The 26,078-nt window shown below is 69.1% G+C and carries 16 protein-coding genes; 2 read left to right on the forward strand and 14 right to left on the reverse strand.

Annotation, left to right across the window (positions count from 1 at the left end; all coding sequences use genetic code 11):
• Positions 1-42: 42 nt before the first annotated feature.
• From FCI23_RS22850 to nrdR, 6 genes are all read right to left on the reverse strand, one after another.
• Positions 43-573 carry a hypothetical protein gene (locus FCI23_RS22850; RefSeq protein ID WP_136725803.1) on the reverse strand — a complete coding sequence of 177 codons (531 nt, stop codon included), beginning with the start codon at positions 571-573 and terminating at the stop codon, positions 43-45.
• Entirely contained in the window at positions 570-2,798 is a 2,229-nt protein-coding gene (locus FCI23_RS22855; protein ID WP_136725804.1) for a hypothetical protein, read from the reverse strand. The genes FCI23_RS22850 and FCI23_RS22855 overlap by 4 nt, the downstream gene beginning before the upstream one ends.
• A complete protein-coding gene (locus FCI23_RS22860) occupies positions 2,791-4,647 on the reverse strand; it encodes a hypothetical protein (protein WP_136725805.1) in 1,857 nt (618 codons plus the stop codon). The genes FCI23_RS22855 and FCI23_RS22860 overlap by 8 nt, the downstream gene beginning before the upstream one ends.
• Complete coding sequence (locus FCI23_RS22865) at positions 4,648-6,024, reverse strand: site-specific integrase (protein WP_136725806.1); 1,377 nt, start codon at positions 6,022-6,024, stop codon at positions 4,648-4,650. It abuts the gene before it with no gap.
• Positions 6,025-6,165: 141 nt separating this feature from the next.
• On the reverse strand, positions 6,166-9,072 hold the full coding sequence (locus FCI23_RS22870; RefSeq protein ID WP_136725807.1) for a vitamin B12-dependent ribonucleotide reductase: 2,907 nt from the start codon (positions 9,070-9,072) through the stop codon (positions 6,166-6,168).
• A 118-nt stretch (positions 9,073-9,190) separates the two neighbouring features.
• Entirely contained in the window at positions 9,191-9,703 is a 513-nt protein-coding gene (gene nrdR / locus FCI23_RS22875; protein WP_136725808.1) for a transcriptional regulator NrdR, read from the reverse strand.
• 485 nt (positions 9,704-10,188) lie between these two features.
• Here nrdR and lexA point away from each other — a divergent pair, with 485 nt between their 5' ends.
• Positions 10,189-10,959: a transcriptional repressor LexA gene (gene lexA / locus FCI23_RS22880; RefSeq protein ID WP_136725809.1), complete on the forward strand. Its 771-nt coding sequence runs from the start codon at positions 10,189-10,191 to the stop codon at positions 10,957-10,959.
• A gap of 98 nt (positions 10,960-11,057) precedes the next feature.
• Here the strand turns inward: lexA and FCI23_RS22885 are convergent, their stop codons facing one another.
• From FCI23_RS22885 to FCI23_RS22905, 5 genes are all read right to left on the reverse strand, one after another.
• Positions 11,058-13,121 (reverse strand): ATP-dependent DNA helicase, encoded by a 2,064-nt coding sequence (locus tag FCI23_RS22885; protein ID WP_136725810.1) that lies wholly within the window; start codon positions 13,119-13,121, stop codon positions 11,058-11,060.
• A 37-nt stretch (positions 13,122-13,158) separates the two neighbouring features.
• Positions 13,159-14,853, reverse strand: a complete 1,695-nt coding sequence (locus FCI23_RS22890) for an IucA/IucC family protein (RefSeq protein WP_136725840.1) — start codon at positions 14,851-14,853, stop codon at positions 13,159-13,161.
• An 80-nt stretch (positions 14,854-14,933) separates the two neighbouring features.
• The gene (locus tag FCI23_RS22895) at positions 14,934-15,644 is read right to left on the reverse strand and encodes a GNAT family N-acetyltransferase (RefSeq protein ID WP_136725811.1); all 711 of its coding nucleotides are present in this window, start codon (positions 15,642-15,644) and stop codon (positions 14,934-14,936) included.
• A gap of 23 nt (positions 15,645-15,667) precedes the next feature.
• On the reverse strand, positions 15,668-17,569 hold the full coding sequence (locus tag FCI23_RS22900) for an IucA/IucC family protein (RefSeq protein ID WP_136725812.1): 1,902 nt from the start codon (positions 17,567-17,569) through the stop codon (positions 15,668-15,670).
• A 115-nt stretch (positions 17,570-17,684) separates the two neighbouring features.
• Positions 17,685-19,043 carry a diaminobutyrate--2-oxoglutarate transaminase family protein gene (locus FCI23_RS22905; RefSeq protein WP_246143915.1) on the reverse strand — a complete coding sequence of 453 codons (1,359 nt, stop codon included), beginning with the start codon at positions 19,041-19,043 and terminating at the stop codon, positions 17,685-17,687.
• Between the two features lie 299 nt (positions 19,044-19,342).
• On the opposite strand from FCI23_RS22905, the gene FCI23_RS22910 reads away from it, so the two are divergent.
• The gene (locus FCI23_RS22910; protein WP_136725813.1) at positions 19,343-20,506 is read left to right on the forward strand and encodes a trypsin-like serine peptidase; all 1,164 of its coding nucleotides are present in this window, start codon (positions 19,343-19,345) and stop codon (positions 20,504-20,506) included.
• 72 nt (positions 20,507-20,578) lie between these two features.
• Here FCI23_RS22910 and hflX read toward each other — a convergent pair whose 3' ends face one another.
• The 3 genes from hflX to FCI23_RS22925 all read right to left on the reverse strand — a co-directional run bounded on the left by hflX (position 20,579) and on the right by FCI23_RS22925 (position 26,073).
• A complete protein-coding gene (hflX, locus tag FCI23_RS22915) occupies positions 20,579-22,072 on the reverse strand; it encodes a GTPase HflX (protein WP_136725814.1) in 1,494 nt (497 codons plus the stop codon).
• Between the two features lie 110 nt (positions 22,073-22,182).
• Complete coding sequence (locus tag FCI23_RS22920; protein WP_407646012.1) at positions 22,183-23,721, reverse strand: M1 family metallopeptidase; 1,539 nt, start codon at positions 23,719-23,721, stop codon at positions 22,183-22,185.
• Between the two features lie 237 nt (positions 23,722-23,958).
• On the reverse strand, positions 23,959-26,073 hold the full coding sequence (locus FCI23_RS22925) for a RelA/SpoT family protein (RefSeq protein WP_136725816.1): 2,115 nt from the start codon (positions 26,071-26,073) through the stop codon (positions 23,959-23,961).
• Positions 26,074-26,078 lie beyond the last annotated feature (5 nt).

A 26,078-nucleotide genomic window follows, 5' to 3' on the forward strand; every position in this document is an offset into this window, starting at 1 on the left:
AGGTCTTCACGGCCGGGCTGGGCTGACTTTTTCAGGGGATTTCTAAGGCGCATCGTCCAGGAGCGGATCCGTCATACCACCGGGCAGCGGACGCAGGTGGCGGACCTTCTCCGTCTTCTCCCTGATGATCGCGTCGTACTCGTCCCTGAGCTTCCAGTGCAGTTCCCGGGCGTATGAGGCAACGTGGTCCCGCTCCAGCTCAGCCTTCTGCCGGAGCTCACGCTCCTTCTGGATGATGCGGTTCGCCTCCTGAAGCTGGCGAGCCAGGTCGGTCACGGACGCCCCGCTGGCCGTGCGGTCGAGCTGCGCCTGAACCAACGTCGGCAAGAGGGTGGTCACATGCTCCAGCAGTTCTGCGTGGTCGCGGTAGGTTGCCGAGCGAGCGGCCGGCGCCGTAGCCGTGACCAACTTCTTGTTCACCGGCCTGTCAGAGGCTGTGAGGACGGCTGCGGCGAGCACGAGCCGAAGGGCGACTGGGACTCCTTCCTGGACGAGCAGTTCGCTGCTGAACGCCTCGCCGCCTTTGATGCGAGAGGCCGCCCGCATGAGGGCCTCGATGCCGTCGTCGCTCATGCGGCACCTTCCAGGGCCTCGCGGACGTAAGCGTTGACGTGCTCGATGACGATGTCGTAGACGTCGTCATCGCTCAGGTCCTTGAACTCTTCGCGGATGTGGGGATTGCCCTCGTCCATCTTCGCGGCTGCCCGTTGCGATGACTCGCTGCCGATGGCGAGTTGCTGGCGGCGCATGAGTTCGTAGCGTGCTCGATCCACCCTGGTCATGACGGAGTTTCGGCATCTCCCGGGGAAGCAGAGCCGGAAGTTCGGCTTCCCCTCGCCGTCACACATGGCACCCTCGGCCTGCCACATGCACAGGGTCAAGGGTCCCTGGGTGACGTTGCGGTTCTTCTTGCCGAGGGACTTCAGACGGGCCGGGGTCAAGGGGGCGGGGTTGCTCAGGGGGGCTCCTGCGGCCGCGACCGCGGCGTCGAACCTGGGCAGGCCGTTGCCAGTGAGCGTGTCACGCTGGGCCGCAACCCATCGCATGCGGCGACCGACGTCCTCCTGGACGACCTCGGCGACCTCCTCCGGTTCAAGCGGACTAATGATCTTGTAGATGTCGCCGATGTAGCCGCGGGTGACAGCTGCTGTGTCCCACTGTCCGAACGCGGCGGCCAGGGCCTGGCCATGTTCCCGCACCGCATAGGCCTGGCCTGCAGTGATGCGAACCTGGCGCATGTTGACCTTCAGGTCGGCGAGACTGTGCCGGATCACCGCGCGGTTGTGGAGTTCCGCACCGGCCCCCCTCATCAGCTTGACGAACCACTGATCGAGGTAGAGACCCTCGCGGGCGTCAATGCGGGCCTTCTTGCCCAGCGGGGTCGCCAGGCGCTGGTCGAACAGGTAGCGCAGGCCGGTGAGGCTGTGGATCTCGGGCTCGTAGCCCAGCGCTCGTTGGAGGCGCCCCATCAACGCGATGACGTGCTGAATCCGGCTGTTGACGACGACCGTTGTCGGCACGGGCATGTGCCGGTTCTTGGTCTTGTGGGCAGTGAGAGTGCGCTTGATGTAGCTGGTTCCGTCGGGTCGCTGGACCTCCTCGGCGGAGACGCAGTTCGGGGTGAGGATGGCGAGCTGGCTGTCGCGAAGCATCAAGGTGGCCGACAGGTAGTACATGCAGGCGTAGACGATGCGCCGCTGCCAGATGTCGAGTTCACTGCCGGCGGCAATCAGGCGGACCGTCCAGGGCTTCTCACCTCCGTCCAGGGTGGGAACGGCAGTGATCGGCAGCGGGCAGGGGCTGCAGGACTCGTCGAGGACGACTCGGCCTCGCAGCTGAGACTGGACCCAGCGGCCTGCGTCGAAGGCCTCGTCGGCGTCGTAGACGCCATGCAGGCGGGCGAGCGGAGCGTGGGCGAGTGTCAGCTCGCCGTTGAGGTTGCGCGAGCCGGGCACCCTGCCGCCGGTGTGGTGTGCGATCTCAAGAACCTGTCCGAGCATCCGCTGTCGCAACTCGGACTGAGACACAGGGGCTTCGGTCGCGGTGTTGGCCGCCCACCACTCCACGTGCGCGATCACGTCCTCGGCGACATGGTCGATCAGCCAGGCGGTGAAGCCGAGCAGGTGCCCGACGTGCTCGTGCGGGTGGACCTGGTTCCGCTTGCCGCGCCCGGTGAACAGCTCGTTGATCTCACGCCCGCCGAAGGGCAGGTCGTGTCCGAGCAGCCCGTTTCGCCCGGTGATCTGCGTGGCCTGCCACAGCGCTGCCAACTGCTGGGCCCTGCCTCGGCCGACCAGCGGCGAAAGCGTGGTGCCCGTCTGCTTGTCCTCGACGCTGGCAGGCTGGACGAGGAGGAACGGCAGGCGCTCCCAGTCGTCGGCGTCGAAACGCACCAGGCGGTGCGCGTCCACGGTCTGCAGAGCGTAGGTGAGGGCCTTGAGGTTCCCCTGAGCGGTGACCGGCTTGATGGGCTCTTGGATCTGCGGCCAGTTGTCGGCCATCGGGTTGCCGGGCGAGCGTTCGGCGGCCAGCGCGGGGTTCATCTGCAACAGGACCAGTTCCTTCGCCGCATCGCGCCACCGTTGGGAGAACTTCGCGAAGGGGAACCGGGTGGCCGTGCCGGCTTTGTCTTGCCAGTCCGGGTGACCGGCGAGGTCCCACGTGTCCTGGCCGACCCTGACGTCGTGCAGGAGGTATTCGCCACCCGGGATGAGGTCATTGACCCGCTCCGTGGCGGCGAACAGGGGCTGTGCCGGCTCGGGTACGTCGGGGCCCGGGAACGCGAGGATCTCAGCCATGCCTCAGCTCCATGTACAGGCCCGTCACGGTGAGGATGTGCGGGCGCAGATCGGTGGTACGGCGGACGTTCGCTACGACGCGGGAAGGAAACTCCTTGAGGCTTCCTTCAGCGTAGAAGCGCAGGTGGGAGGCCTCGCCGTCCTCCCACTCGGTGGGATCGTTGCGTTCGACGATCTTGGTGAACTCGACCGCGGCGAGCAGGCCGGGGATGTGGTCGGCGGTGCGGTAGCCGTTGGGGCAGGTGAAGCACGCGACGATTCCGAGGGCGCATCGGCGTTCCGGCGTCTGCGGATCGTTGCCCTTGCTCGTGCAGACGCTGACCTCGAGGTCCATGAGCTGCTCGGGGGCGACCGCGGCGAGCTCGGCGGCCGGTCCTTCGGTGGCGTCGGCCAGAGGTTTGAAGCGGGCGACGGCCTCGTCGTGGAAGTCGTTCTGCGCGGCAGCAGCGAGCTTGTTGAGCAGGTAGTCGGGCAGGACGTGGGATGTGTAGTGGACCTTCGTGCGCTCGGAGTGCCCGTGGACGTCTCCCTTGAGTCCCTCGCCCAGGGCACGGGCCTGGGCGACGAGTCTGAGCGCGCCGAACCGCAGGGGCACGTCCGCGCGGGGGCCGGCGGAATCGTCCCAGTGTGCGTCGAATTCGGGTGATCCTCGCCAGGCGCTCTGCGGACGCTGGCTGTCGAGGACCTTCGCGGCCGCGGGGTCGGCGGTGTGCTCGACGTAGAGCCGGCTGGCAACCGTGGCAGGTGTCCCGTCCGGGTTGGTGAGGTGCCGCCGGTGGTGGCGGGAGAAGCGGGTGAGTCCGGCGAGGGCCTCGGTGATCCCTCCGGGCGTGTAGATCGACGACAGGCGCGTGGCCCTGGTGTCCTGGCTGTGGTTCCTGTCCTTGACCGCGTGCTCCAGCGCCTCATCGCTGCCCACGCGGATCAGACTCTCGACGTTCTTCTCCAGGAGCACGGAGTAGTTGTAGCCGCTGTTCTCGCCCAGGCAGTGCAAGACGAGTGCGGCGGTGAGGGCAACGTTGTCGGGATACAGGGCTCGGCCGATCTCCTGCATGTCGTGGCCGACAACTCGCGAAGTCCGCGCGTGTTTGACGTAGCCGAACTTCTCCGGGTGGGTGACGGCCCAGGCCACTTGCTCCTCGTAGCTGGCACCGAAGAACGGCTCCCACGCGTCGGTGCCACACTGATCGGGGTGGGTGTTACGGGCCCAGGCGATGACCTCTTGTACAGGTATGCGCAGCCAGGCCCTGCCGTCGACGTCGAAGCCGATGGAATGGAAGAGCTCACGCTGGGCGGTGAACCGGGCCGTGTAGACAGCGCGGGCGGCCGCCTCGATCGCCGCTGCGGTCTCGTCTTCGTAGACGAATGGATCGGTTTCCTCTACTCGGAACCTGGTGTTCTTCAGCGCTGTCGCCAGGGCCTTGCCATTGGGATGGTTCTCGCGGACCACGCGCGCCAGCAGCCAGCATGCGGACCGCTTCGCGTTGCTCAAAAGCGGGTCGTACAGCGAGCGGAGCGTTGGCACGTCCAGCAGCGGGTCGTCGAAGGAGTCGTATCCCTGCCCGGCCAACTCCGACAGCATGATGCGACCGTAGGACACCGACTTCAGCAGCGTTGTCGCCGACTCCCAGCCGGAGTCACGGTCACCGTTGTCTCCGACTTTGACGGAGTTTGCCATTGCCCGCAGGAGTTGTCGCGCCGCCGCCATCGCTGGCGCGTTGAGCCGGAGTGTTTCCGGCTCGTATGCGCCGGCGTGGCGGAAGGTGATGGTCAGGTCGTCCTGGTCGATGCCGACGATTTCCTGGATTTCGTAGGTTCCGCTGCGGTGGCCTCGGGTGGGGTGGGCCATTCAGTTGCCTCCGAGGAACTGTTCGGCGGGGATCGCGAGGAACCGGTGTGCGGACTGGTTGTAGAGGCGGGTTGAGGATTCGCTGGCGTGGCCGAGGGAGAACTTGACGAGTTCCACGGCTGCGGCGATGTTGTCGGCGATCCAGTTCTCGCGCCGGTGCTCGGGAACGGAGTTCGCGATGACGCCTCTGTAGATGCAGACGGTGAGATGGACGGCGTAGGTGTGTCGGCAGTCGTGGAGCCGGAATCCGCCGGGGAAGTCGGCTGTGATGTGGGCGCGGACGAAGTCGCGGGCGCCTTCGATGATGTGCTGGAGGCTCCGGTAGGCGAGGGGCTCGCCGGTGAACTCGTTGAGGAAGACGATCGGACTGGAGCCGTCTGGTTCCACCAGTCGGCGCCGGATCTTGTGGTCGCAGTCGGCCCACAGGCGGGTCCGCACGCCGCCGAGGTGGTCCGGGTCCTCGTAGCGGACCCGTTTCTGGTCGGCCTCCAGGATGCGCAGAGGCCGTTCTGGCATGTAGGTGGTGCGTGCGGTGATCTCCGCGCGGGCGTTGTCGACGTAGTCCCAGACGGCCTGGAGACGGTGTGTGAACACCAGGGCGTCGCCTTTGGTGATCTGGTCGGCGACGCGCATGGTGCTGATCGGGAGGGGGCTGATCCGTGGCAGTTCGTGGGTGGTGATGTTCGCGAGGTTGTGCCGGCGCTGGCCCGTTGCCAGGGCCAGCGAGATGAGGGCGTGGTCCCGGTCAGCGCCGAGGTAGGGCTGCTGGTGGCCGCTGAGGTCGACGCGGAGGGCTCCCATGAGGAGGTAGTCGGCGTACTCCGGGGTCAAAGGGATCCCCGCGGAGCCGGTGTTGCGCCGGCGGGGCGTGTAGCCAGCGATGGTCGTGCCGCTCCACTGGCCGTCTTTGCTGACCTTGATGATCTCGAACGGCGGCGTGTGCTGGTAGCGGCGCTGTAGGTACTCATAGAGGCGCTTGATGGCGGAGGAGGCGTTGCGCCAGCCCTCACTGGTCAGCATGTGGGCGTCCTGGCCGTACTGGCGGCGGCGGTAGTAGGCGTTGAAGTCCTCTTCGGTGGCGGCCAGGACGGGGTCCCGGTGGTCTTCGAAGGGGTGGAGTCCGCGGTGGTTGACGAGGAAGTCCACCCATCCGACAAGGTCGGAGGCGATCCGGCTAGCGGTGCCGAGTTCAGGCTTGGCCAGGCAGTGGTGGCGCAGGAAGTTGCTCGTCAGTCCGTGAGTGCGGCCGTCGATCGTGATGAATGGTGCCAGTACGCGGTCGGCGTGACCGAGGGGCAGGGGCGGCTCTCCGAGCGCGTCGGCCACGACCTGGTCGTCGTAGGCGACGGGGCGCTGCACGCGCACGTCCACCCCCATGCCGTCCTCCCCAACGCAGCGTGTCCCCCCGGAGTCGATCACTCCGGGGGGACACGCTACTTGGTCACATGCGACTCATGCCACCTGTGTCACAACTTCCCTCGAAACCTCAGGCAGGGGACACATTGAGGATGGTCATTTTCAGCTGCAGCCGCTCGTGGAACCGCAGCCCTCGCAGATGTAGCAGCTGCCGGCCCGCTGCATCTTGGTACCACAGGAGAAGCAGAGCGGAGCATCAGCGTTGATACCGAGCTGGATCTCGATGAGTTCCGCCGATGTGTGCGCCTGCTTGGGCGCCGGGACCGCGGCCGGCGGCGCGGGGGCGACGGCCAGCGGCGGCTTCGGGGCCTCCGGCTGGCGAGGAGCGGACTGGGCGAGACCCTCGACATCCATCTCGACCTCCTCGACGGACTGCTCGTACGAGCCGGTGTCGAGATGACGCTGACGCTCCGGTGCGGAGTGGATACCGAGGGCGGAGCGAGTCTCGAACGGCAGAAAGTCGAGCGCCAGACGGCGGAAGATGTAGTCGACGATCGACTGGGCCATCCGCACATCCGGGTCGTCGGTCAGCCCGGCCGGCTCGAAGCGCATGTTGGTGAACTTCGAGACATAGGTCTCCAGCGGGACGCCGTACTGCATACCGACCGAGACGGCGATGGAGAAGGCGTCCATCATGCCCGCCAGGGTTGAGCCCTGCTTGGACATCTTGAGGAAGACCTCACCGAGGCCGTCGTCCGGGTAGGAATTGGCGGTCATATAACCCTCGGCGCCGCCGACCGTGAAGGAGGTGGTGATACCGGGGCGGCCCTTCGGGAGGCGCTTGCGGACGGGACGGTATTCGACAACCTTCTCGACAACCGCCGGGGCCACGGCCTCGGCAGGCTTCTCTTCCTTCTTCTTCGCGGAAAGCGGCTGGCCGACCTTGGAATTCTCGCGGTAAATGGCGAGCGCCTTTACCCCCATCTTCCAAGCCTCGAAGTAGATTTCCTCGACGTCCTCGACCACGGCGCTCGCGGGCATGTTCACGGTCTTGGAGAGCGCCCCGGACACCCACGGCTGGATGGCGGCCATCATACGGACGTGACCCATCGGGGAGATCGAACGCTCGCCCATCGCGCAGTCGAACACCTCATAGTGCTCGGCCTTCAGACCAGGGGCGTCGATCACATGGCCGTGGTCGGCGATGTGCGCGACGATCGCCTCGACCTGCTCCGGCTGGTAGCCAAGCCGCTTCAGCGCCTGCGGCACGGTGTTGTTGACGATCTGCATCGAGCCGCCGCCGACCAGCTTCTTGAATTTCACAAGAGCCAGGTCGGGCTCAAGGCCGGTGGTGTCGCACGACATCGCCAGGCCGATGGTCCCGGTGGGTGCGATGACACTCGCCTGTGCGTTCCGGAAGCCGTTCTTCTCGCCCAGGCGGACAACGTCCTGCCAGGCTTCCGTGGCAGCCGCCCACACCGGGGTGTCGAGGTCGTCCGTGCGCGGGGCGACCGCGTTGGCGTCGGCATGCTGCTTCATGACGCGCTTGTGGGCGTCCGCGTTGCGGGCGTAGCCGTCGTACGGGCCGACGATCGCTGCGAGCTCCGCCGAGCGCCGGTACGACGTGCTGGTCATCAGGGACGTGATGGCACCGGCCAGCGCACGGCCGCCGTCGGAGTCGTAGGCGTGGCCCGTGGCCATGAGCAGCGCACCGAGGTTGGCGTAGCCGATGCCCAGCTGACGGAAGGCCCGGGTGGTCTCGCCGATCTTCTGGGTGGGGAAGTCGGCGAAGCAGATGGAGATGTCCATCGCGGTGATGACGAGCTCGACGACCTTGGCGAAGCGCTCGGCGTCGAAACGCTGGTGGCCCTGGCCGTCGTCGTCGAGGAACTTCATCAGGTTGAGGGAGGCGAGGTTGCAGGACGAGTTGTCCAGGTGCATGTACTCGCTGCAGGGGTTGGACGCGTTGATGCGGCCGGACTCGGGGCAGGTGTGCCAGCGGTTGATCGTGTCGTCGTACTGGATGCCCGGGTCTGCGCAGGCCCAGGCTGCCTCGGCCATCTTGCGGAAGAGCTCCTTGGCCTCGACCTCCTCGATGACCTCGCCGGTCATCCGGGCCCTGAGCCCGAACTTCGAGCCGGACTCGACGGCCTTCATGAACTCGTCGTTCACGCGAACGCTGTTGTTGGCGTTCTGGTACTGGACGGAGGTGATGTCATCGCCGCCGAGGTCCATGTCGAAGCCCGCGTCGCGCAGGGCGCGGATCTTCTCCTCTTCCTTCACCTTGGTCTCGATGAAGGCCTCGATGTCCGGGTGGTCGACGTCGAGGACGACCATCTTGGCGGCGCGGCGGGTGGCGCCGCCCGACTTGATGGTGCCGGCGGAGGCGTCGGCGCCACGCATGAAGGAAACCGGACCGGAAGCGTTGCCACCGGAGGAGAGCAGCTCCTTGGAGGAACGGATACGGGAGAGGTTGAGGCCGGCACCGGAGCCGCCCTTGAAGATCATGCCCTCTTCCTTGTACCAGTCGAGGATGGACTCCATGGAGTCGTCGACGGAGAGGATGAAGCAGGCGGAGACCTGCTGGGGCTGGGCGGTGCCGACGTTGAACCAGACCGGGGAGTTGAAGCTGAAGATCTGGTGGAGCAGGGCGTAGGTGAGCTCGTGGTCAAAGATCTCGGCGTCGGCGGGAGAGGCGAAGTAGCCGTGCTTCTCGCCGGCGGCGCGGTAGCTCTGGACGACACGGTCGATCAGCTGCTTGAGGCCGGTCTCGCGCTGGGGAGTGTCGACGGCACCGCGGAAGTACTTGCTGGTGACGATGTTGACCGCGTTGACCGTCCAGAAGTCGGGGAACTCCACGCCGCGCTGCTCGAAGTTGATCGAGCCGTCGCGCCAGTTGGTCATGACGACGTCACGGCGTTCCCAGACCACCTCGTCGTAGGGGTGGACGCCTGGGGTGGTGTGAACGCGCTCGATGCGCAGGCCGCCGCCCTTGCCGGCTGCCGCCGCTGCCTTGCCGCCGCCCTTGGCGCGAGAGCTTCGTGCCGGGCCGCTCGTCGTCTCTGTCATGTGCCGCCTCCCATTACAGGCAAAACGCCCAGAAGTGCCACGGTTCTTCCCGCCGCACAGCGTTGTCTGGCGCCGGGGCGCTCGTGTCGCTCCGGCAAATCTGTGGTTGTGCTGCCGCTCAGTCGGCGGCGTGGGCGGGCGCGAGGACGTCACTGTCCCCGTCGGGCCCGCGGGTGTCGTTGGGTGGGCGCTGCTCCCGCAGCTCCACGATGGCGGCCTCGAAGTCCTCGAGCGAGTCAAAGGCCCGGTAGACCGAGGCGAAGCGCAGGTAGGCGACAAGGTCGAGATCCTGCAGAGGTCCGAGTATGGCCAGGCCCACGTCATGGGTGGAGAGCTCGGCGGCGCCGGTGGCGCGGACCGCTTCCTCGACGCGCTGCCCGAGCTGGGCGAGCGCGTCCTCGGTGACGGGCCGGCCCTGGCAGGCCTTGCGCACTCCGGCGATGACTTTGTTACGACTGAAGGGCTCGGTGACGCCACTGCGCTTGATCACCATCAGCGAGGCCGTTTCCACGGTCGTGAAGCGGCGGCCGCAGTCGGGACACTGACGGCGGCGGCGAATCGAAGTGCCGTCGTCGGTGGTGCGACTGTCGACCACGCGGCTGTCGGGGTGCCTGCAGAAGGGGCAGTGCATGTTCCCTCTCCCCTCTTTCCCGTTCCACCTGCGGATGACCGCACGACTGTGAGGCTCGAGGGGCCGCTGGGGCCCTCGAAGCAGACACCAGCATAGGGCATGTCCCCGGGTGTTCGCCTCCCGGGACCACTAGTTGTGGGCCACAGGATGCATCCAACCACTAGATGTGGTGGAACGCGGCCCACCTCATCCACCGCGTGTCGTGGCGTTCGAGCGGACGGGAGCCTACGCGACGCAGCGCATCGGCGCGCATCCGGGATGGGCCGCCACGGCGGTGCGACACTCCGTACGGAGCGGGTCGCCCAGCGCGATGCCGTCATTTCGGACAGCATTCAGATTCGAATGCATATTCGATCTATACACCCAATACCTTGATTACGTCAGCCAATCTGTGTAAATTCACTCGAACGTGTGTTTGGCGCAACCTTTCGAAAGCAACTACCGTTGTCCTACTAGGGAGAACATCTCGAGAGGGGCCGCCGACCGTGACCACCACCGCAGACAGCGCCACATTGACCGCCCAGGACCACTCCCAGGACCGGCTACGCCCGATGGATGCGATGAACGACGACATGCCCAAACCCGCCCGCGCCCTTCCCGGCCGACCTCCGGGGATCCGTGCGGACAGCTCCGGACTCACCGACCGCCAGCGGCGAGTCATTGAAGTGATCCGGGATTCCGTCCAGCGCCGGGGATACCCGCCGTCCATGCGGGAGATCGGCCAGGCCGTCGGCCTGTCCAGCACATCCTCGGTCGCCCACCAGCTGATGGCCCTGGAGCGCAAGGGGTTCCTGCGCCGTGATCCGCACCGGCCCCGGGCCTACGAGGTGCGTGGTTCGGACTCGGGGCAGTCGCAGCCGACCGACACCACAGGCAAGCCCTCGGCGTCCTATGTACCGCTCGTCGGCCGGATCGCGGCGGGCGGCCCGATTCTGGCCGAGGAGTCGGTCGAGGATGTGTTCCCGCTCCCACGGCAGCTGGTCGGCGACGGCGAGCTCTTCGTGCTGAAGGTGGTCGGCGACTCAATGACCGAGGCCGCCATCGTCGACGGCGACTGGGTCACCGTCCGGCGCCAGCCAGTCGCGGAGAACGGCGACATCGTCGCCGCGATGCTCGACGGAGAAGCCACGGTCAAGCGCTTCAAGCGGGAGGACGGCCATGTGTGGCTGCTCCCCCACAACTCCGCGTACCAGCCCATTCCCGGTGACGAGGCGACCATCCTCGGCAAGGTGGTGGCAGTGCTCCGCCGGATCTGACACACCGGATCTGACACACCGGGCCTGTGCCCGACCGGGCCCCGGTGCCTCCGCGCCACACGGTGAAGCGGAGGCACCGGGGCCTCGTTGCGTCCGGGCTAGACAGGCTCGGGCTCGGATCTGGCCGAGGCGTTGGTCTCTGCCTGAGCCTCTACCTCGGATCCGGAATCGGATCCGGGCCCGGACTCGGGGCCGGCCTTGGCCACCGCATCGATGGCGGCCAAGGAGCGGCGTACCTGATTGCGATCGGTGGTGTACCAGAGGTCCGGCATGGAGGACTTCAGGAAGCTGCCATAACGGGCCGTGGCGAGCCTCGGGTCGAGGACGGCCACCACGCCGCGGTCGCCGGTGGCTCGGATAAGGCGGCCTGCGCCCTGGGCCATCAGCAACGCGGCATGAGTGGCGGCCACAGCCATGAATCCGTTGCCGCCACGGGCCTCGACGTCCTTCTGGCGGGCTGTCACCAGCGGGTCGTCGGGACGCGGGAAAGGGATCCGGTCCATGACCACCAGCTGGCAGCTCGGCCCGGGCACATCGACGCCCTGCCAGAGCGAGAGGGTGCCGAAGAGGCAGGTGCCGGGATCATCGGCGAAGCGGCGGATCAGCTCGCCGAGGGTCTCCTCGCCCTGGAGCAGGATCGGGTGGTCCATTCTGCCGCGCAGCGCCTCGGCCGCGGCTTGGGCGCCCCGCATCGAGGAGAAGAGGCCGAGGGTGCGGCCACCGGCGGCCTCGATCAGCTCGGTGAGCTCGTCAAGCATGTCCTCGCGGCCACTGTCCCGGCCCGGCTGGGAGAGGTGTCTGGCGACATAGAGGATGCCCTGTTTGCGGTAGTCAAAGGGCGAGCCGACGTCGATGCCCTTCCAGACCGCGATGTCCTCACCCTCGGTGCCCTCCGGGGCCAGGCCGATCGAGGCGGCGACTCCGTTGAAGTCCCCGCCGAGTTTGAGGGTGGCCGATGTCAGGACGACGGAGCGCTCGGTGAAGAGCTTCTCCCGAAGCAGCCCGGAGACGCTGAGTGGTGCGACGCGCAGGGAGGCGCCGAAACGATCGTGGCGTTCGCACCAGACAACGTCGTACTCGGAGCCCTCGACGATGCGTTCGGCGACGGAGTGGATGCTCTCGACGGAGGCGAGGGCCTGCTTGCGTACGGCGTCCTCGTCCTGGACGGAGCGGTCCCGGGTCTCGCCGAGCGAGGTGATCACAAGGCGGCAGGCGTCGCGGAGCGCGGCCAGCGTATAGCCGAGGTCCTCGGGGATCTCCTCCAGGCGGCCGGGGAGGGCCAGCTCCATGAGCCGCTCGAAGCCCTCGGAAGCGCTCATCAGCGCGTCGGCGGCCTTCTCGTTGGCGAGCTTGGCGGCACGCTTGACGGCCCGGTTGACGCTGCCGGGGGTGAGTTCGCCGGTGGCGACGCCGGTGACCCGGGAGACCAGCTCATGGGCCTCGTCGACGATCAGCACCTCGTGGCTGGGGAGGACGGGGGCGCCCTCGATGGCGTCGATGGCGAGCAGTGCGTGGTTGGTGACGACGACGTCGGCGAGCTTGGCGCGCTCTCGGGAGGCCTCGGCGAAGCACTCGGCACCGTAGGCGCATTTCGTGGCGCCCAGACACTCCCGGGAGGTGACGGAGACCTGGGACCAAGCGCGGTCGGAGACGCCGGGGCTGAGTCCGTCGCGGTCGCCGGTCTCGGTCTCGTCGGCCCAGTCTCGCAGCCGGAGCAGGTCCTTGCCGAGCTTGCTCGTGGGGGCAGCGGCTTCGAAGGGGTCGAAGAGCCCGTCCTCCTCGTCCTGCGGGACGCCCTCATGGAGCCGGTGCAGGCAGAGGTAGTTCGAGCGGCCCTTGAGCATCGCGTACTGGGGCTCGCGGCGCAGTAGCGGGTGCAGCGCCGCGACAGTGCGCGGGAGATCGCGCTCGACGAGCTGGCGTTGGAGGGCGAGGGTCGCTGTGGCGACAACGACGCGCTCTCCATGGGCGAGCGCCGGCACCAGATAGCCGAGGGACTTTCCGGTGCCGGTGCCGGCCTGGACCAGCAGATGCGAGCCGTCGTCCACGGCGGCTTCGACGGCTGCGGCCATGGCGGCCTGGCCGGGGCGCTCCACACCGCCGACGGCGGTTACAGCGGCGTGGAGGAGGTCGGTGAGGCTAGGCGGCGAGGTGGCAGTCATAGGACCCCAAGCCTAAGGGGCGGCACTGACAGTGTGCTCACGAAGCGTGGAGGGGGTTCGCTACGGTGCCGTGTACGGCGGCGTGCGGACGCCGGGGGTGGTCGCGGTAGCCGTCGAGGTGGAGGCGGTTCCGGTTGAGGCAGAGGCGGGCGATCCGCGGGGTGAGCAGGTCGAAGGCGGCGAAGCGATCCTTGAGGCGGGGGAAGCGGCCGTGGTGCCGGAGGATCTCGCCTCGCAGGAGGGCCCAGAAGTCGTCTTCGGGGAGGCCGAGCTGCTCCTCGCAGAGCGGCGCCAGGTACCGGAAGACACCGATGAAGAGGCCGGAGTGGATGAACTGGGTGAGGAAGGCGGGGTCTTCGGTGAGCAGGACGGCCCGGACCTCGGCCGGCATGGTGTTGTGCTCGGGGAGTGGCACGGAGCTGGTGTTGACGTCATCGACGAAGTCCTTGATGGCGAGCCGGACAGGTACGTCGTGGTCGTCGAAGACGACGATGGCGTTCTCGCCGTGCGGGGAGAAAACAGTGCCGTACTGGTAGAGGAAGTGCAGCAACGGGGGGAGCAGGGCAGCGAAAAGGTGACGCAGCCAGACGCTGGGCGCGAGGCCGGACCGGTGGACCAGCTCGGCGGTGAAGGATCGTCCCTGCGGGTCGGTGTGGAGGAGGGCGGCAAGGGTGCGGGCGCGTTCGCCGGGGGCGAGCTGCGGGTCGAGGGGTTCGCGCCAGATGCAGCCGAGGAGTTCTTTGTACTGGTACGGGACGCCTGGCAGGCGGTCGTAGAGGGGGTGTTCGACAGTGACGGAGGCGACTTCGCCGAGCAGGATGACGCGGGTTTCGTCGCGGAGGAAGGGGTCGGTGTCTCTGAGGCCGTGCACCCATGCGGTGACGGCCGGCGCGGCGATGGTGCGTTCGGTGGGGAGCCCGCGCCAGACGAGGGTGTTGAGGATGGAGAGAGGCAGCTTGACGGTGTGACCAGTGGGCTTGGTGGTGTTGACGAAGGTGCGGATGGACTGCTGGGGCAGCCGTAGATCGTGGTCAGTGGGCAGGGGGATGATGGTCTGGTCGGCCAGCTGTGGGGCGAACAGGGGGGCAATGGTCTCGTCCCACTGCCAGGGATGGACGGGGAGCCAGAGGTAGTCCGCGGGGTCGCGTCCGTGGTCGCTGATGGTGCGGGCGAAGATTTCGCGGTCTTGGGGGGCGAGTTCTTCCGTATAGAGCCGGTCGGGGGTGTTTAACGCGGCGGTGCCCCGGTATTGGGCGAGATCGTGGTGGACGGCGATCCAGGGCAGGCGGGCGGGGGTACGGGCTTCGGGGGCCCAGCGGCCGGCGTCGGCGGCGGAGAAGCCCAGGCGGCCTTTGTTCGCGACGAGCCAGGGGTGGCCGGTCTGGTGGCCTTCGATGTCGGCGTAGTCGAGGTCGGCGAGCTCGGCGGCGCTGATCGCCGTGGCGTCGAGCCGGAGGTCTGCGGAGAGGGTGGCGAGGAGTTCGCGGATCAGGTGGCCGGTGGTGTCGCCGGTGAGGCCGAGGACGGTGTCATGGCCGTGGGCGAGGAAGTGGAGGGGGTCCCCGCCCGGGGTGATGGTGTCGGGGTCGATGCGCCAGCTGCCGTAGCTGCCGCGGCGGGCGCGGAAGCGGTAGGTAACCACGTCGGTGAGGGGGAGGCGATATGCGTCCGGGCCGGCCGCGGGGTCCGGCTGGGGTGCGATGACCTCTTCGTAGGCGTACTCGGCGATCATTTTGGCGAGCAGCCGGCGGGCAGCGTGCTGCCAGCGGTGGGACTGCGGCGTGGACAAGAACGGTGCTCCTTCTACGGGGCCTACAGGAGATGGCGCAGTGCGCGGTCGCGGATCATGAGGGCGGCTCGCTTGCCGGGGAGCTCGACTTCGGCGGCGAACCGGTAGCCGCCGGCCAGGAAGGCCGCGATGGAGGGGGTGTTGCGCAGGTCGGGTTCGGCGATGACGCGACCGCAGGCGGGGCGCTGGGACAGGACCTGGCCGGCGACGGCACGCAGGAGGATGCCGCCCAGGCCGCGGGCTCGGTCGGCGACACCGCCGATGAGGAGGTGGAGGCCGGTGTCATGGGGACGGGCGGGGTAGTAGCGGGCGACGGGGTCGAGGTCGGCCCGGTAGATCTCCCAGTAGCTCATCGGAACGGAGCCGAGGACGCCCAGGCAGGGGACGCTGCGGCCGTCACCGTCGAGCTGTTCGCGCAGATGGGCCTCGGTGACCGACGGGGCGCCCGCGAGATCCCAGAATTCGGCGACAGCCGGGTCGTTCATCCAGCGTGCGATGAGCGGGAGATCACGTTCGATCCGTACGGGTACGAGCGTGAAGACACCGGCCGGGGTGGCGGCCCGGCCCCAGCCGGCGATGCCGTCGAGCAGGTCGTCCACGGGCACCGGGCCGCTGCCTCCGGCGGCCGGCTCATCGACGACGAGGGGGAGCGCTTCGGGGGGAAGCTCCAGGTCGAGGGTGTCTTCGCTGCTGGAGTCGGTACTGGAGTCGCTGCTGGAGTCGGCAGTCGGCATGGCGGCTACCTCCTCTCCTGGAGTCACGCTGCGGTCACGGCGAGGGGGTTGGGGATGGTGACGTACTGGGACTGGGTGTCGACGGGTCCGATGAGTTCGTCCATGCCCTGGAGCCTGGTGAGGAGGTTGGCCTTGCAGCGCAGGACGGGGGTCTCCAGAAGCCGTGCGGGGAGGGCGGAGCGTGAAGTGATGGCGGCCCGGGCCAGGAATCGGCGGAAGGCGGCGAGCAGGACGCGTTCGTCGGCGAGTCGCTGAGAGCCGAAGGCGCCGATGAGCCCCAGGACGTTGTTGATGCCCACGTAGTACGCGAGGCGTTCGTCGACGACCGCGTCGGTGACAAAGGTGTCGCTTGCGACGCCGATGCCGGGCAGCCTGCGCTCCAGGGCGCCGCGGTGGGACTCGCGGAAGTAGTAGCCCTGGTTGTCGCGGTAGCGGCCGCCGGCCGGCCAGCCCTCGGCGTCCAGCAGGACGAGGGTGTTCTGCTGGTGTGCTTCGAGAGCGACACCGGCCTCGCCGTCGAGCCAGAGGATGGGCAGGATGACGGCATCGAGGTAGCGCAGGAACCACTCGGCGGCCACGGCTGCCGCAGGGCGCGCGGTGCGGGCGGCGAGGCGGGTGACGAGCCGGTCCAGCCGGGAGCGCAGCTCGGTGCCGGGCGCGCCGGGCCAGGGGCGCGGGGAGGTGAGTCCGGCGACGCAGTTGACGTCGTCCGAGGGCCCGAAGGGGTTGTGGCGCAGCACGACATCGAGGCCGGGTACGGAGCGGACCGCGAGCCACGCGGGATCGCGGACGATGTCGAAGACTGGAGTGCCCCCGGACCGGGGAAAGGCCGCTTGCCACTGCTCGGCGAGGCCGCTGCGCAGCAGCCGGTGGGCCTCGACGCCCCGGTGGAGCTCCTTGCGGAGGTTCTCACGGCGCGAATTGGTGATCCGCAACGCCAGCGAGAGCTTGAGCATCGCGGATGCACCCGGCCGGTAGACGGTGCGCACGGAGGACGTGGGGTGCCAGTCGTCGCCGGCGGGGCCGAGGTCCCGCAGGATGCCCACGTCCAGGAGAGCCGCCACCTGTGGGCGGAGCCGGACGTCATTCGCCTGCCAGGGGTGCAGTGGGAGAGCCGCGTGTCCCTCCGGGAGGCGGAGGCCCAGTCCGGGTCCTGCCAGCCGGGCGAGGAGCAGGTCGGCGGGGACGGTCCGGCCGCGTTCGGTCCAGGCCGAGTCCATGGCGAGTGCGGAGCGGTCGACGGCGAACCAGTGCAGCGGGAAAGCGCCGCGCAGCTCGGGCGAGTAGACGTCGGCCTCCGCCTCGGAGAGCCCTTCACGGCCCTTGGGAGTGGGGTGCAGCGGGTGGCCGAGGAGGAGCGACTGTTCGGCATCGAGGAAGGGGTGGGTGTGCGGCGGGGCCTCGGGCCTGGCACGGCGGTCGGCGATGAAGGTCGCGGTACGTCGTACGGAGTCGGCGACCCGCGCCACGAGGTCGGGTCCGTCCGGGCCGGGATGCCTGGCTTCGGGGGGGCCGTAGGCGGCACCCGGTGTGGTTGTCGCGCTCGCCGCCGCCTCCAGGGCGATCAGTGCGGCGACGGTGACCGCGTCCGCGGGGTGGCCCGAGGGCTCGAGCACAGCCGCGCCGAAGCGGTGGTGGCCGACGGCCGACCAGTGGCGTACGGGTACCCGCAGCGTGGTTCCGGCGGCCGGGAAGAGCACGTACAGCATGCCGTCCTCAGGTGGCCCGAGGCTTGTCTCGCGCACCCAGCACCGCAGCAGGCTCTCGACTCCCGCGGCATCGGCTGCCGCGTAGGCGTCGGAGTGCTCCAGCGGATCGTCGCTGCCGTACCGCTCGCCCGCGGGCCGCGGTTGCGGCAGCGCGGGAGCCACCCTGACGGTGGCTGCGACGAGGGTGGTGGCATCCACTACGCGGCTTGCGGTCATACCGTTGCTCCGTGAGGGCGTGGGGGCCAGTGCCCCGGTGGTCGGGGGGTCGGGACAGCGCGGGCCCGATCGCTGCGGCCCCGGTTGCGGCTGCCCCGGCGGGTACGCGGCGAAGTCATGCGGCGCCTCCGGCCGGAGCGACCGCGGTGCCCGGCGGCCCGGAACGCCCGGCCGCGGCGATGGAGTCGGCGAGGCGGTCGAGTACGGCTTCGACCTGCTGGTCGGTGACGGTGAGCGGGGGCAGCAACCGGACGGTGCTGCCGTGCCTGCCGCCGAGCTCGACGATGAGGCCGCGGCGGAGTGCTTCCCGCTGGACGGCGGCGGCCAGTCCCGGGGCGGCAGGCAGCGAGCCGTAGTCGTCGGGCTCGGCGGCGGGGTCGACGAGTTCGATGCCGATCATCAGGCCGCGGCCGCGTACGTCGCCGATGCAGGGGTGACGGCCCATGAGCCCGCACAGTCCGGCGAGGAGCCGGGCACCGAGGGTGGCGGCACGCCCGGCGAGATCGTTTTCGCGCACATATGTGAGCGTCGCGGTGCCCGCGGCCATGGCGAGCTGATTGCCGCGGAAGGTGCCGGCGTGTGCGCCGGGCTGCCAGCAGTCGAGTTCCTCGCGGTACACGATGACGGCGAGCGGAAGACTGCCGCCGATGGCCTTGGAGAGCACCATCACATCGGGGACGATGCCGCTGGACTCGATCGCCCAGAAGGTGCCGGTGCGGCCCACGCCGGTCTGCACCTCGTCGGCGATGAGCGGGATGCCGCGATCGGCGGTGATGCGGCGCATCCGGCACAGCCAGGCGTTGGGGGCCGGGATCACACCGCCCTCGCCCTGTACGGGTTCGAGGATCATGCCGGCGGGCGGCTGCACGCCGCCCTTGGGGTCGTCCAGCAGGTGCGCGGTGAGCCGGGCGGAGAGTTCCGCGCCGGCCGCGCCGCCGGTGCCGAAGGGGCAGCGGTAGTTGTACGGGTAGGGCAGCCGCACCACCCGGCCGTCCGTGACCCCGGCCGCGCCCTGTACCGAGGTGTCGCCGGTGGCGGCGAGGGCGGCGGCGGTCATGCCGTGATAGGCGCCGGAGAAGGCGAGAAGTCCGGAGCGCCCGGTGGCGGTCCGGACGAGTTTGATGGCCGCCTCGACCGCGTCGGTGCCGGCCGGCCCGCAGAACTGGATCCGTCCGCGGTCGGCGAGTTCGGGCGGCAGCGTCTCGAACAGGGCAGTGGTGAAGGCGTCCTTGACGGGGGTGGCGAGGTCGAGGACGTGCAACGGTGCCCCGGAGTCGAGGACCCGCCGGATGGCTTCCAGGACGACGGGGTGGTTGTGGCCGAGCGCCAACGTCCCAGCGCCGGACAGGCAGTCGAGGTAGCGTCGGCCGTCGGCGCCCTCGATCGTCATGCCCCGGGCCCTGACGGGGACGATGGGCAGCGAGCGGGCGTAGGTCCGGGCGGCGGACTCACGCTGCGACTGGCGCCGCAGGATGGCGTCTCCCTCGGTGAACCTCTCGGCGGCCGCATCCGTGAGTACTTCAGTGAACTCGTCTTCCGGTACGGCCAGTCGCTCCGGCACGCTCGATGTGGCGGCCACGTGCTCACTCCTCGGTGTCGGCGTCCCCCGTCCGTACCAACGACTCGGTTCGCGCCCGATCACGGTCCGGCCGAAGATCTTTCACAGCGGAACCACAGACCCACCCGAAGCCGTCCAACTATTCACCGGTGTAGTGGGATTTCGCCCATCAGCCGGGAATGAGCGGCATTAGACCTCCAGGGGGATTGACACCCATGCCATTCATAAGCCGGCCGGCCATCGCGGCGGCGGCGGTCGCGGCCATGATCGCGGTGACCGGTACCGCCTGCGCGCCGTCCGACAACACCGCCGGCGCCGGAGCAGCCGCGTCGGCCACCGTGTCGGGCGGTGCCAACCTGGCGCTGCCAACCTCGCTGCCCACCAGCCTCGCCGACCTCGACAAGTGGAAGAACGCGCTGAAGAACGGCGGTTGGAAGGACTGGGACAAGAGCAAATGGCTGCGTGACGCGGCCGACTTCATCAATCCGGTGATCGATGGGCTGTGGAACCCGAGCCGGATGCAGAGCGCGGACCAGAGCGACAAGCAGGTCGCCAGCGACGTCGCCAGCGACGCGGGGCAGACCGACCCGGAGCCGGCACCGGTCCAGGCGGCGGGCGCGAAGACCCCGTACAGCCAGAACGCCGCAGGAGTCGGCAAGATCTTCTTCGACACTCCGCAGGGCTCCGCGGTCTGCTCGGGCACTGTGGTGGAGGACCCGGCGCACCCCGGTAAGTCCAACCTGGTGTGGACGGCGGGCCATTGTGTGCACGCGGGCAAGAGCGGCGGCTGGTTCCGCAACATCGTCTTCGTACCGGCGTACAACGACAACGGCCTGCCAGCCGCGCAACTGCAGAACGCGACGCGGGATGTGGTCGCGCCCAAGGGCGTGTGGTGGGCCGACGGGGCGCAGACGTCCGCGCAGTGGATCGCCCAGGGCGCGGAGAGCGGCGGCAGCGGGTCCCCGTTCGACTTCGCGGTGATCCATGTGAAGCCGGAGTCAGGCACCAAGTCGCTGCAGGAGACTGTCGGCACCGCGTCGCCGGTCTGGTTCGACGCGCCCTCCGCGACACAGATCAATGCGATATCGGCCTTCGGCTACCCGGCCGCGTCGCCGTTCGACGGCCAGAGCATGTTCAGCTGCACGGACAAGCCGGGCCGCCTGTCGCTGGACGCGAGTGAGCCGACGGAGTACCGGATCGGCTGCACGATGACAGGGGGGTCGTCGGGCGGTGGGTGGTTCGCCACCATGCCGGACGGCAATCTGGGGCTGGTGAGCAATACCTCGATCGGGCCGGCCACCCCGACCTGGCTCGCGGGCCCGCATCTGGGCAGCGTGGCCAAGGGCGTCTATGACTCGGTGAGCCAGAACTTCAGCTGAGCCACGCTCAACAAAGGTAAGGACCCGCCTCCTTGAGGCGGGTCCTTACCTACGCAACCTGCGTACCCGGGGTCAGCGCTGTGCGACGAGCGCGTACGGTTCCAGTTCGGCCGCCAGCTCGTCGTGCACGCGCGCCTTGAGCAGCGTGCCCTCGGCGAGGTGCTCCTCGGAGAGCACTTCGCCGTCGGCGTGCGCCCGGGCGACGAGCTTGCCGAGTGTGTACGGCACGAGCGCCTCGATCTCGACGGCGGGCCTCGGCAGCTCGTCGTCGATCAGCGTGAGGAGCTCCTCGATGCCCAGGCCGCTGCGCGCGGACACCGCGATGGCGTGCTTCTCGTTCCGCAGCAGCCGCTGGAGTACCACCGGGTCGGCGGCGTCGGCCTTGTTGACCACGACGATCTCGGGCACGTCCACCGCGCCCACGTCACGGAACACTTCGCGTACGGCCGCCAGCTGCTCCTCCGGGACCGGATGCGAGCCGTCGACCACATGCAGGATGAGATCGGCGTCGGCGACCTCCTCCATGGTGGAACGGAAGGCCTCGACCAGGTGGTGGGGCAGGTGCCGGACGAATCCGACGGTGTCAGCGAGGGTGCAGAGCCGCCCGCTGGGGGTCTCGGCCCGGCGTACGGTCGGGTCGAGGGTGGCGAACAGGGAGTTCTCCACCAGGACGCCCGCACCGGTGAGCCGGTTGAGCAGCGAGGACTTCCCGGCGTTGGTGTATCCGGCGATCGCGACCGAGGGCACCTTGTGGCGCTTGCGCTCCTGGCGCTGAAGGTCGCGGCTGGTCTTCATCTCCGCGATCTCCCGGCGCATCTTCGCCATTTTCTCGCGAATACGCCGCCGGTCGGTCTCGATCTTGGTCTCACCGGGACCACGGGTGGCCATACCGCCGCCGGACGAGCCGGAACCGCCACCACCCATCTGCCGGGACAGGGACTGGCCCCAGCCTCGCAGCCGCGGCAGCATGTACTGCATCTGCGCGAGCGAGACCTGCGCCTTGCCCTCACGGCTCTTGGCGTGCTGGGCGAAGATGTCCAGGATCAGTGCGGTGCGGTCCACCACCTTGACCTTGACGACATCCTCGAGGTGGATCAGCTGGCCCGGGCTGAGCTCACCGTCGCAGACGACGGTGTCGGCGCCGGACTCCAGCACGATGTCGCGCAGCTCCCTGGCCTTGCCGGATCCGATGTACGTAGCCGGGTCGGGCTTGTCACGGCGCTGGATGACTCCGTCGAGGACAAGCGCCCCGGCGGTTTCGGCGAGGGCGGCGAGCTCCGCGAGGGAGTTCTCCGCGTCGTCCACGCTGCCGTCCGTCCAGACCCCGACAAGGACCACCCGCTCCAGCCGGAGCTGGCGGTACTCGACCTCGGTGACGTCCTCGAGCTCGGTGGACAGCCCCGCGACCCGGCGTAGGGACGCGCGCTCGGAGCGGTCGAACTGATCGCCGTCACGCTCCTCGTCGATCTCTTGGCTCCAGGCGACGTCCTCCTCCATCAGGGCGTCGGCCCGAAGGCTCTCGGGGAGGCGCTGGCGCTTGCTTGAAGAGGAGGAAGAGGAGGTCATTAGGTCCTTTCTGCAGCTTGATATATGGAACAACGCGAGACGGACCCGGAGAATTCCCCCGCCCGGTCGCGCCGCCGTAGGCACCAGGGTCGCACGCCCGTCGCAGGGCGTCACCTGTGTTTCGTCGCGGGCTTCGCCTTCGCCGCCACGCTCTTCCAGTCCGGGTGACCCGGCATCGGCGGAGTGGCGGCCCCGTACAGCCAGCCTCGCAGGAAGCCGGACAGGTCGCGTCCGGCGGTCTCGGAGGCGAGGGCGATGAAGTCCGCCGTGGAGGCGTTGCCGTCGCGGTAGCGGGCCACCCAGGCGCGTTCGAGGCGCTGGAAGGGCCCGGCGCCGATCTCCTGGCGGAGCGCGTAGAGAGCGAGCGCGCCGCCGGCGTAGACATTGCTGCGGAAGATCCCGAGCTTGGCATTGGCGGGGTCGGGCGGCAGCGGGTTCGCCGGCGGCCCGCCCTCCCGGCGGACCCGGTTGTCACCCTGATAGGCGCCGCGCATCAGGTTGGCCAGCTTGTCATCCACAGTGGCCCCGTCCAGCTTGGCGCCGTACTTCTCGACCGCGTAGAGAACCTGGTACCAGGTGGCATGGCCCTCATTGAGCCAGAGGTCGGACCAGGTGGCGGGGCTGACGCTGTCGCCGAACCACTGGTGGGCGAGTTCGTGGACCATCACCGGGGCGGCGGCGGGCTCGGGGGCGAGCAGGACCCGGCGTTCGAAGAGGGAGAGGGTCTGGGTCTCCAGCTCGAAGCCGGTGTTGGTGTTGGCGCTGAGGATGCCATACGTCTCGAAAGGATACGGGCCGACCTGCCGCTCCATCCACTCGATCTGGCCGGAAGTCATCGCGAGCCGTCTGTCCAGCAACGCGCGGTCGGCGGCGCCGACGACGTCGCGGAGCGGCAGGCCGTGCGGTCCGGTGCGGTGGATGACGGCGGAGCGGCCGATGGAGACCTGGGCAAGTTCGGTGGCCATGAGCTGGCTGGTGCGGTAGGTCCAGGTCGTCGTCGCGGCGTGCTCGTCCGTTCGGGCGGATTCGGGGAGGCCGTTGGCGACGACGGTGAGGTCCTTGGGCGCGGTGACGTGGAAGGTGAAGCGCGCCTTGTCGGAGGGGTGGTCATTGCAGGGGAAGACGCGGTGGGCGGCGTCCGCCTGGTTGGCCATGGCGAGGCCGTCGGGGGTACGGACCCAGCCTCCGTCGGTGCCGGCCGTCGGGTCACTGGTGTGGGCGACGGTGACCTTGAGGCGGCTGCCCTCGGGGACCGGCGCCTCGGGGGTGATGACGAGCTCTTCGTGCTCGGTGGCGTACCGGGCGGGGTGGCCGTTGACCTGCACGGACCGGACGTTGCCGCGTGCGAAGTCGAGGTCGAAACGCCGCAGTGTGTCGGTGGCGCGGGCGTCGATGCTGGTCACCGCATCGAGCGGCTTGTCGTTGCCGTGATAGTCGAAGGCGATGTCGTAGTTGAGGACGTCATAGCCGGGGTTCCCCAGTTGCGGGAAGAGCCGGTCGCCCACGCCGACCGGACTGCCGTCACCGGGGAGCCCGGCCGAGGTGAGGGTGAGTACGGCGGCGGCCGCCGCAATGGCTCCACGGCGAGGCGTAAGAGGCCGCCCGGAGCGGCGAGGGGGACCAGGTAGCCGGCCTAGGGCCGGGCTGATGACAACGCGGCCGGGTGAGCCCGCCGACGGGTCGGCTGATGTCACGGTTCGGCACGCGACGCCGCCCCATCTTTTCGCGCGGCCTCTGAGTCGGATCATGAGATACGGCTACCAGGCCGGGGCCCTTCGGCAGGTGCGCCACGGCACCGGGCCACCCGATCGGGTGGTTGCGCGGCCCCCCGCCGCGTACCTGTACGAAGGGCATTCCGAGCGGGCAGGTGGGAGAACCCGGTCGGCCTACGCCTGAACGGCAGCGACCCGCTGGGCCCGGTACACGTCGTACACGCCCGGGACTGCGCCCATCGCGCGCATAAGGGCGGGGAGAGCGTCGGCGGCGGGGAGCTCGACCGTGTAGGTGTGGCGGACGCGGTGCTCCTGCGGAGGTTCGACGGCGGCGGAGAGGATGCCGACCCCCTGGGCGGCGATGACCTCGGTGAGGTCGGCGAGAAGGCGGGGGCGACCCAGGGCCTCGGCCAAAAGAGTGGCGCGGTAGCCGGATCCGCTGCCGGTGCGCCACCGTACGGGGACGGAGGCGCGGCCGGAACCGGTCATGCGGGCGGCGGTCGGACACTCGGTGCGGTGGACGGCGACGGTGCCGCCACGGATGACGAAGCCGGTGATGTCGTCGGGTGGTACGGGGGTGCAACAGCGGGCGAGCCGTACGGCGGCACCGGGCGGGTCGGTCTCGGCGACGGGGTCGGCCGCCGGGGCCAGGACGGCCGCCGCGGTACGCAGGGCGGGGGTCGCGGGCTCGTCCTCGGCGGCGGAAGCGGGGTGCGCGTCGAGCCAGCGGGTGATGGCGATCCGCGCGCCGGGGGTGCGGGCATGCTCCAGCCACTCCGGGGAGGGACCCGATGTGTCCGTCTCGCTGCCGGCCATGAGGAGCTGCAGGGTGTCACCGTCGCGCAGCGCGGTGCCGAGCGGGGCGAGCCGGCCGTTCACCCGGGCGCCGACACAGGCGTGTGCGCCCTCGCCGTGCAGTGAGTACGCGGCGTCGACGCAGCTGCCGCCGTCCGGGAGGCCTACGACGCCGCCGTCGGCGGAAAAGACGGTGATCTCGCGGTCCTGGGCGAGCTCGTCCCGTAGAGCGCTCCAGAAGGTGTCCGGGTCGGGCGCGCCGCGCTGCCACTCCAGGAGGCGGGAGAGCCAGCCGGGCTGGGTGGGGTCGACGCGTTCGCCGTCCTCCGCGTCCGGGGTCTCGGCGACGGCGTAGGGGTTGCCGAGGGCGATGACACCGGCCTCGGCGCTGAGGTGCATCCGGCGGGTGCGGATGAGGACCTCGGCGATCCGGCCGCCGCGGTCGGCGACGGCGGTGTGCAGCGACTGGTACAGGTTGAATTTCGGTGCCGCGATGAAGTCCTTGAACTCGGCGATCACCGGTGTGAAGCAGGTGTGCAGCTCACCGAGGACGGCGTAGCAGTCGGCGTCCTCGCCGACCAGCACGAGCAGCCGTCCATAGTCGCAGCCGCCCAGCTCCGCGTCGCCGCGTTTGAGCCTGAACCGGTGCACGGAGACGACATGGCGGGGACGGATCTGAACCTCGGCGGCGATCCCGGCGTCGCGCAGCACAGTGCGTACGTCCTCGGCGACGGCGGCCAACGGGTCGGGGCCGGTGGCGTGTTCGAGGATCGCCTCGCGGCTCCTGTCGTACTCCTCGGGGTGCAGGATGGCGAAGACCAGGTCCTCCAGCTCGGTCTTGAGTGCCTGCACGCCAAGCCGTTCGGCGAGCGGAATCAGGACGTCGCGCGTGACCTTGGCGATCCGGGCCTGCTTCTCGGGGCGCATGACGCCGAGGGTGCGCATATTATGCAGCCGGTCGGCGAGCTTGATCGACATGACGCGTACGTCATTGCCGGTGGCGACGAGCATCTTGCGGAAGGTCTCGGGCTCGGCCGCGGCCCCGTAGTCGACCTTCTCCAGCTTGGTGACGCCGTCGACCAGATAGCGGACCTCCTCGCCGAACTCCGCGCCGACCTGCTCCAGCGTCACTTCGGTGTCCTCGACGGTGTCGTGGAGCAGCGACGCCGTCAACGTCGTCGTCTCCGCACCGAGTTCGGCGAGGATGAGGGTGACGGCGAGCGGATGTGTGATGTACGGCTCACCGCTCTTGCGCATCTGACCGCGGTGCGAGGACTCCGCCAGTACGTAGGCACGGCGCAGGGTATCGATGTCGGCGCCCGGATGGCGGGCGCGGTGCACCTTGGCCAGGTGCTCGATGGCGTCCGGGAAACGGCCTCGGCCGCTGGGCCCGAGGAGTGCGGCCCGACCCAGTCTGCGCAGGTCAGCGGCGCGCGGCAGGCGCTTGCGGCCGTCGGCGGCGCGTGTGGTTTCCACCGCATTGTCTGCGCTCATGGGGC

This window comes from Actinacidiphila oryziradicis (assembly GCF_005047355.1).
In the GTDB taxonomy this organism is placed as follows: domain Bacteria; phylum Actinomycetota; class Actinomycetes; order Streptomycetales; family Streptomycetaceae; genus Actinacidiphila; species Actinacidiphila oryziradicis.

Bases quoted from the DNA above. Each gene is read 5' to 3' on its own strand.
- FCI23_RS22850 (WP_136725803.1), bottom strand. From the start codon at position 573: ATGAGCGACGACGGCATCGAGGCCCTCATGCGGGCGGCCTCTCGCATC.
- FCI23_RS22855 (WP_136725804.1), bottom strand. From the start codon at position 2,798: ATGGCTGAGATCCTCGCGTTCCCGGGCCCCGACGTACCCGAGCCGGCA.
- FCI23_RS22860 (WP_136725805.1), bottom strand. From the start codon at position 4,647: ATGGCCCACCCCACCCGAGGCCACCGCAGCGGAACCTACGAAATCCAG.
- FCI23_RS22865 (WP_136725806.1), bottom strand. From the start codon at position 6,024: ATGGGGGTGGACGTGCGCGTGCAGCGCCCCGTCGCCTACGACGACCAG.
- FCI23_RS22870 (WP_136725807.1), bottom strand. From the start codon at position 9,072: ATGACAGAGACGACGAGCGGCCCGGCACGAAGCTCTCGCGCCAAGGGC.
- nrdR (WP_136725808.1), bottom strand. From the start codon at position 9,703: ATGCACTGCCCCTTCTGCAGGCACCCCGACAGCCGCGTGGTCGACAGT.
- FCI23_RS22885 (WP_136725810.1), bottom strand. From the start codon at position 13,121: ATGACTGCCACCTCGCCGCCTAGCCTCACCGACCTCCTCCACGCCGCT.
- FCI23_RS22890 (WP_136725840.1), bottom strand. From the start codon at position 14,853: ATGATCGCCGAGTACGCCTACGAAGAGGTCATCGCACCCCAGCCGGAC.
- FCI23_RS22895 (WP_136725811.1), bottom strand. From the start codon at position 15,644: ATGCCGACTGCCGACTCCAGCAGCGACTCCAGTACCGACTCCAGCAGC.
- FCI23_RS22900 (WP_136725812.1), bottom strand. From the start codon at position 17,569: ATGACCGCAAGCCGCGTAGTGGATGCCACCACCCTCGTCGCAGCCACC.
- FCI23_RS22910 (WP_136725813.1), top strand. From the start codon at position 19,343: ATGCCATTCATAAGCCGGCCGGCCATCGCGGCGGCGGCGGTCGCGGCC.
- hflX (WP_136725814.1), bottom strand. From the start codon at position 22,072: ATGACCTCCTCTTCCTCCTCTTCAAGCAAGCGCCAGCGCCTCCCCGAG.
- FCI23_RS22925 (WP_136725816.1), bottom strand. From the start codon at position 26,073: ATGAGCGCAGACAATGCGGTGGAAACCACACGCGCCGCCGACGGCCGC.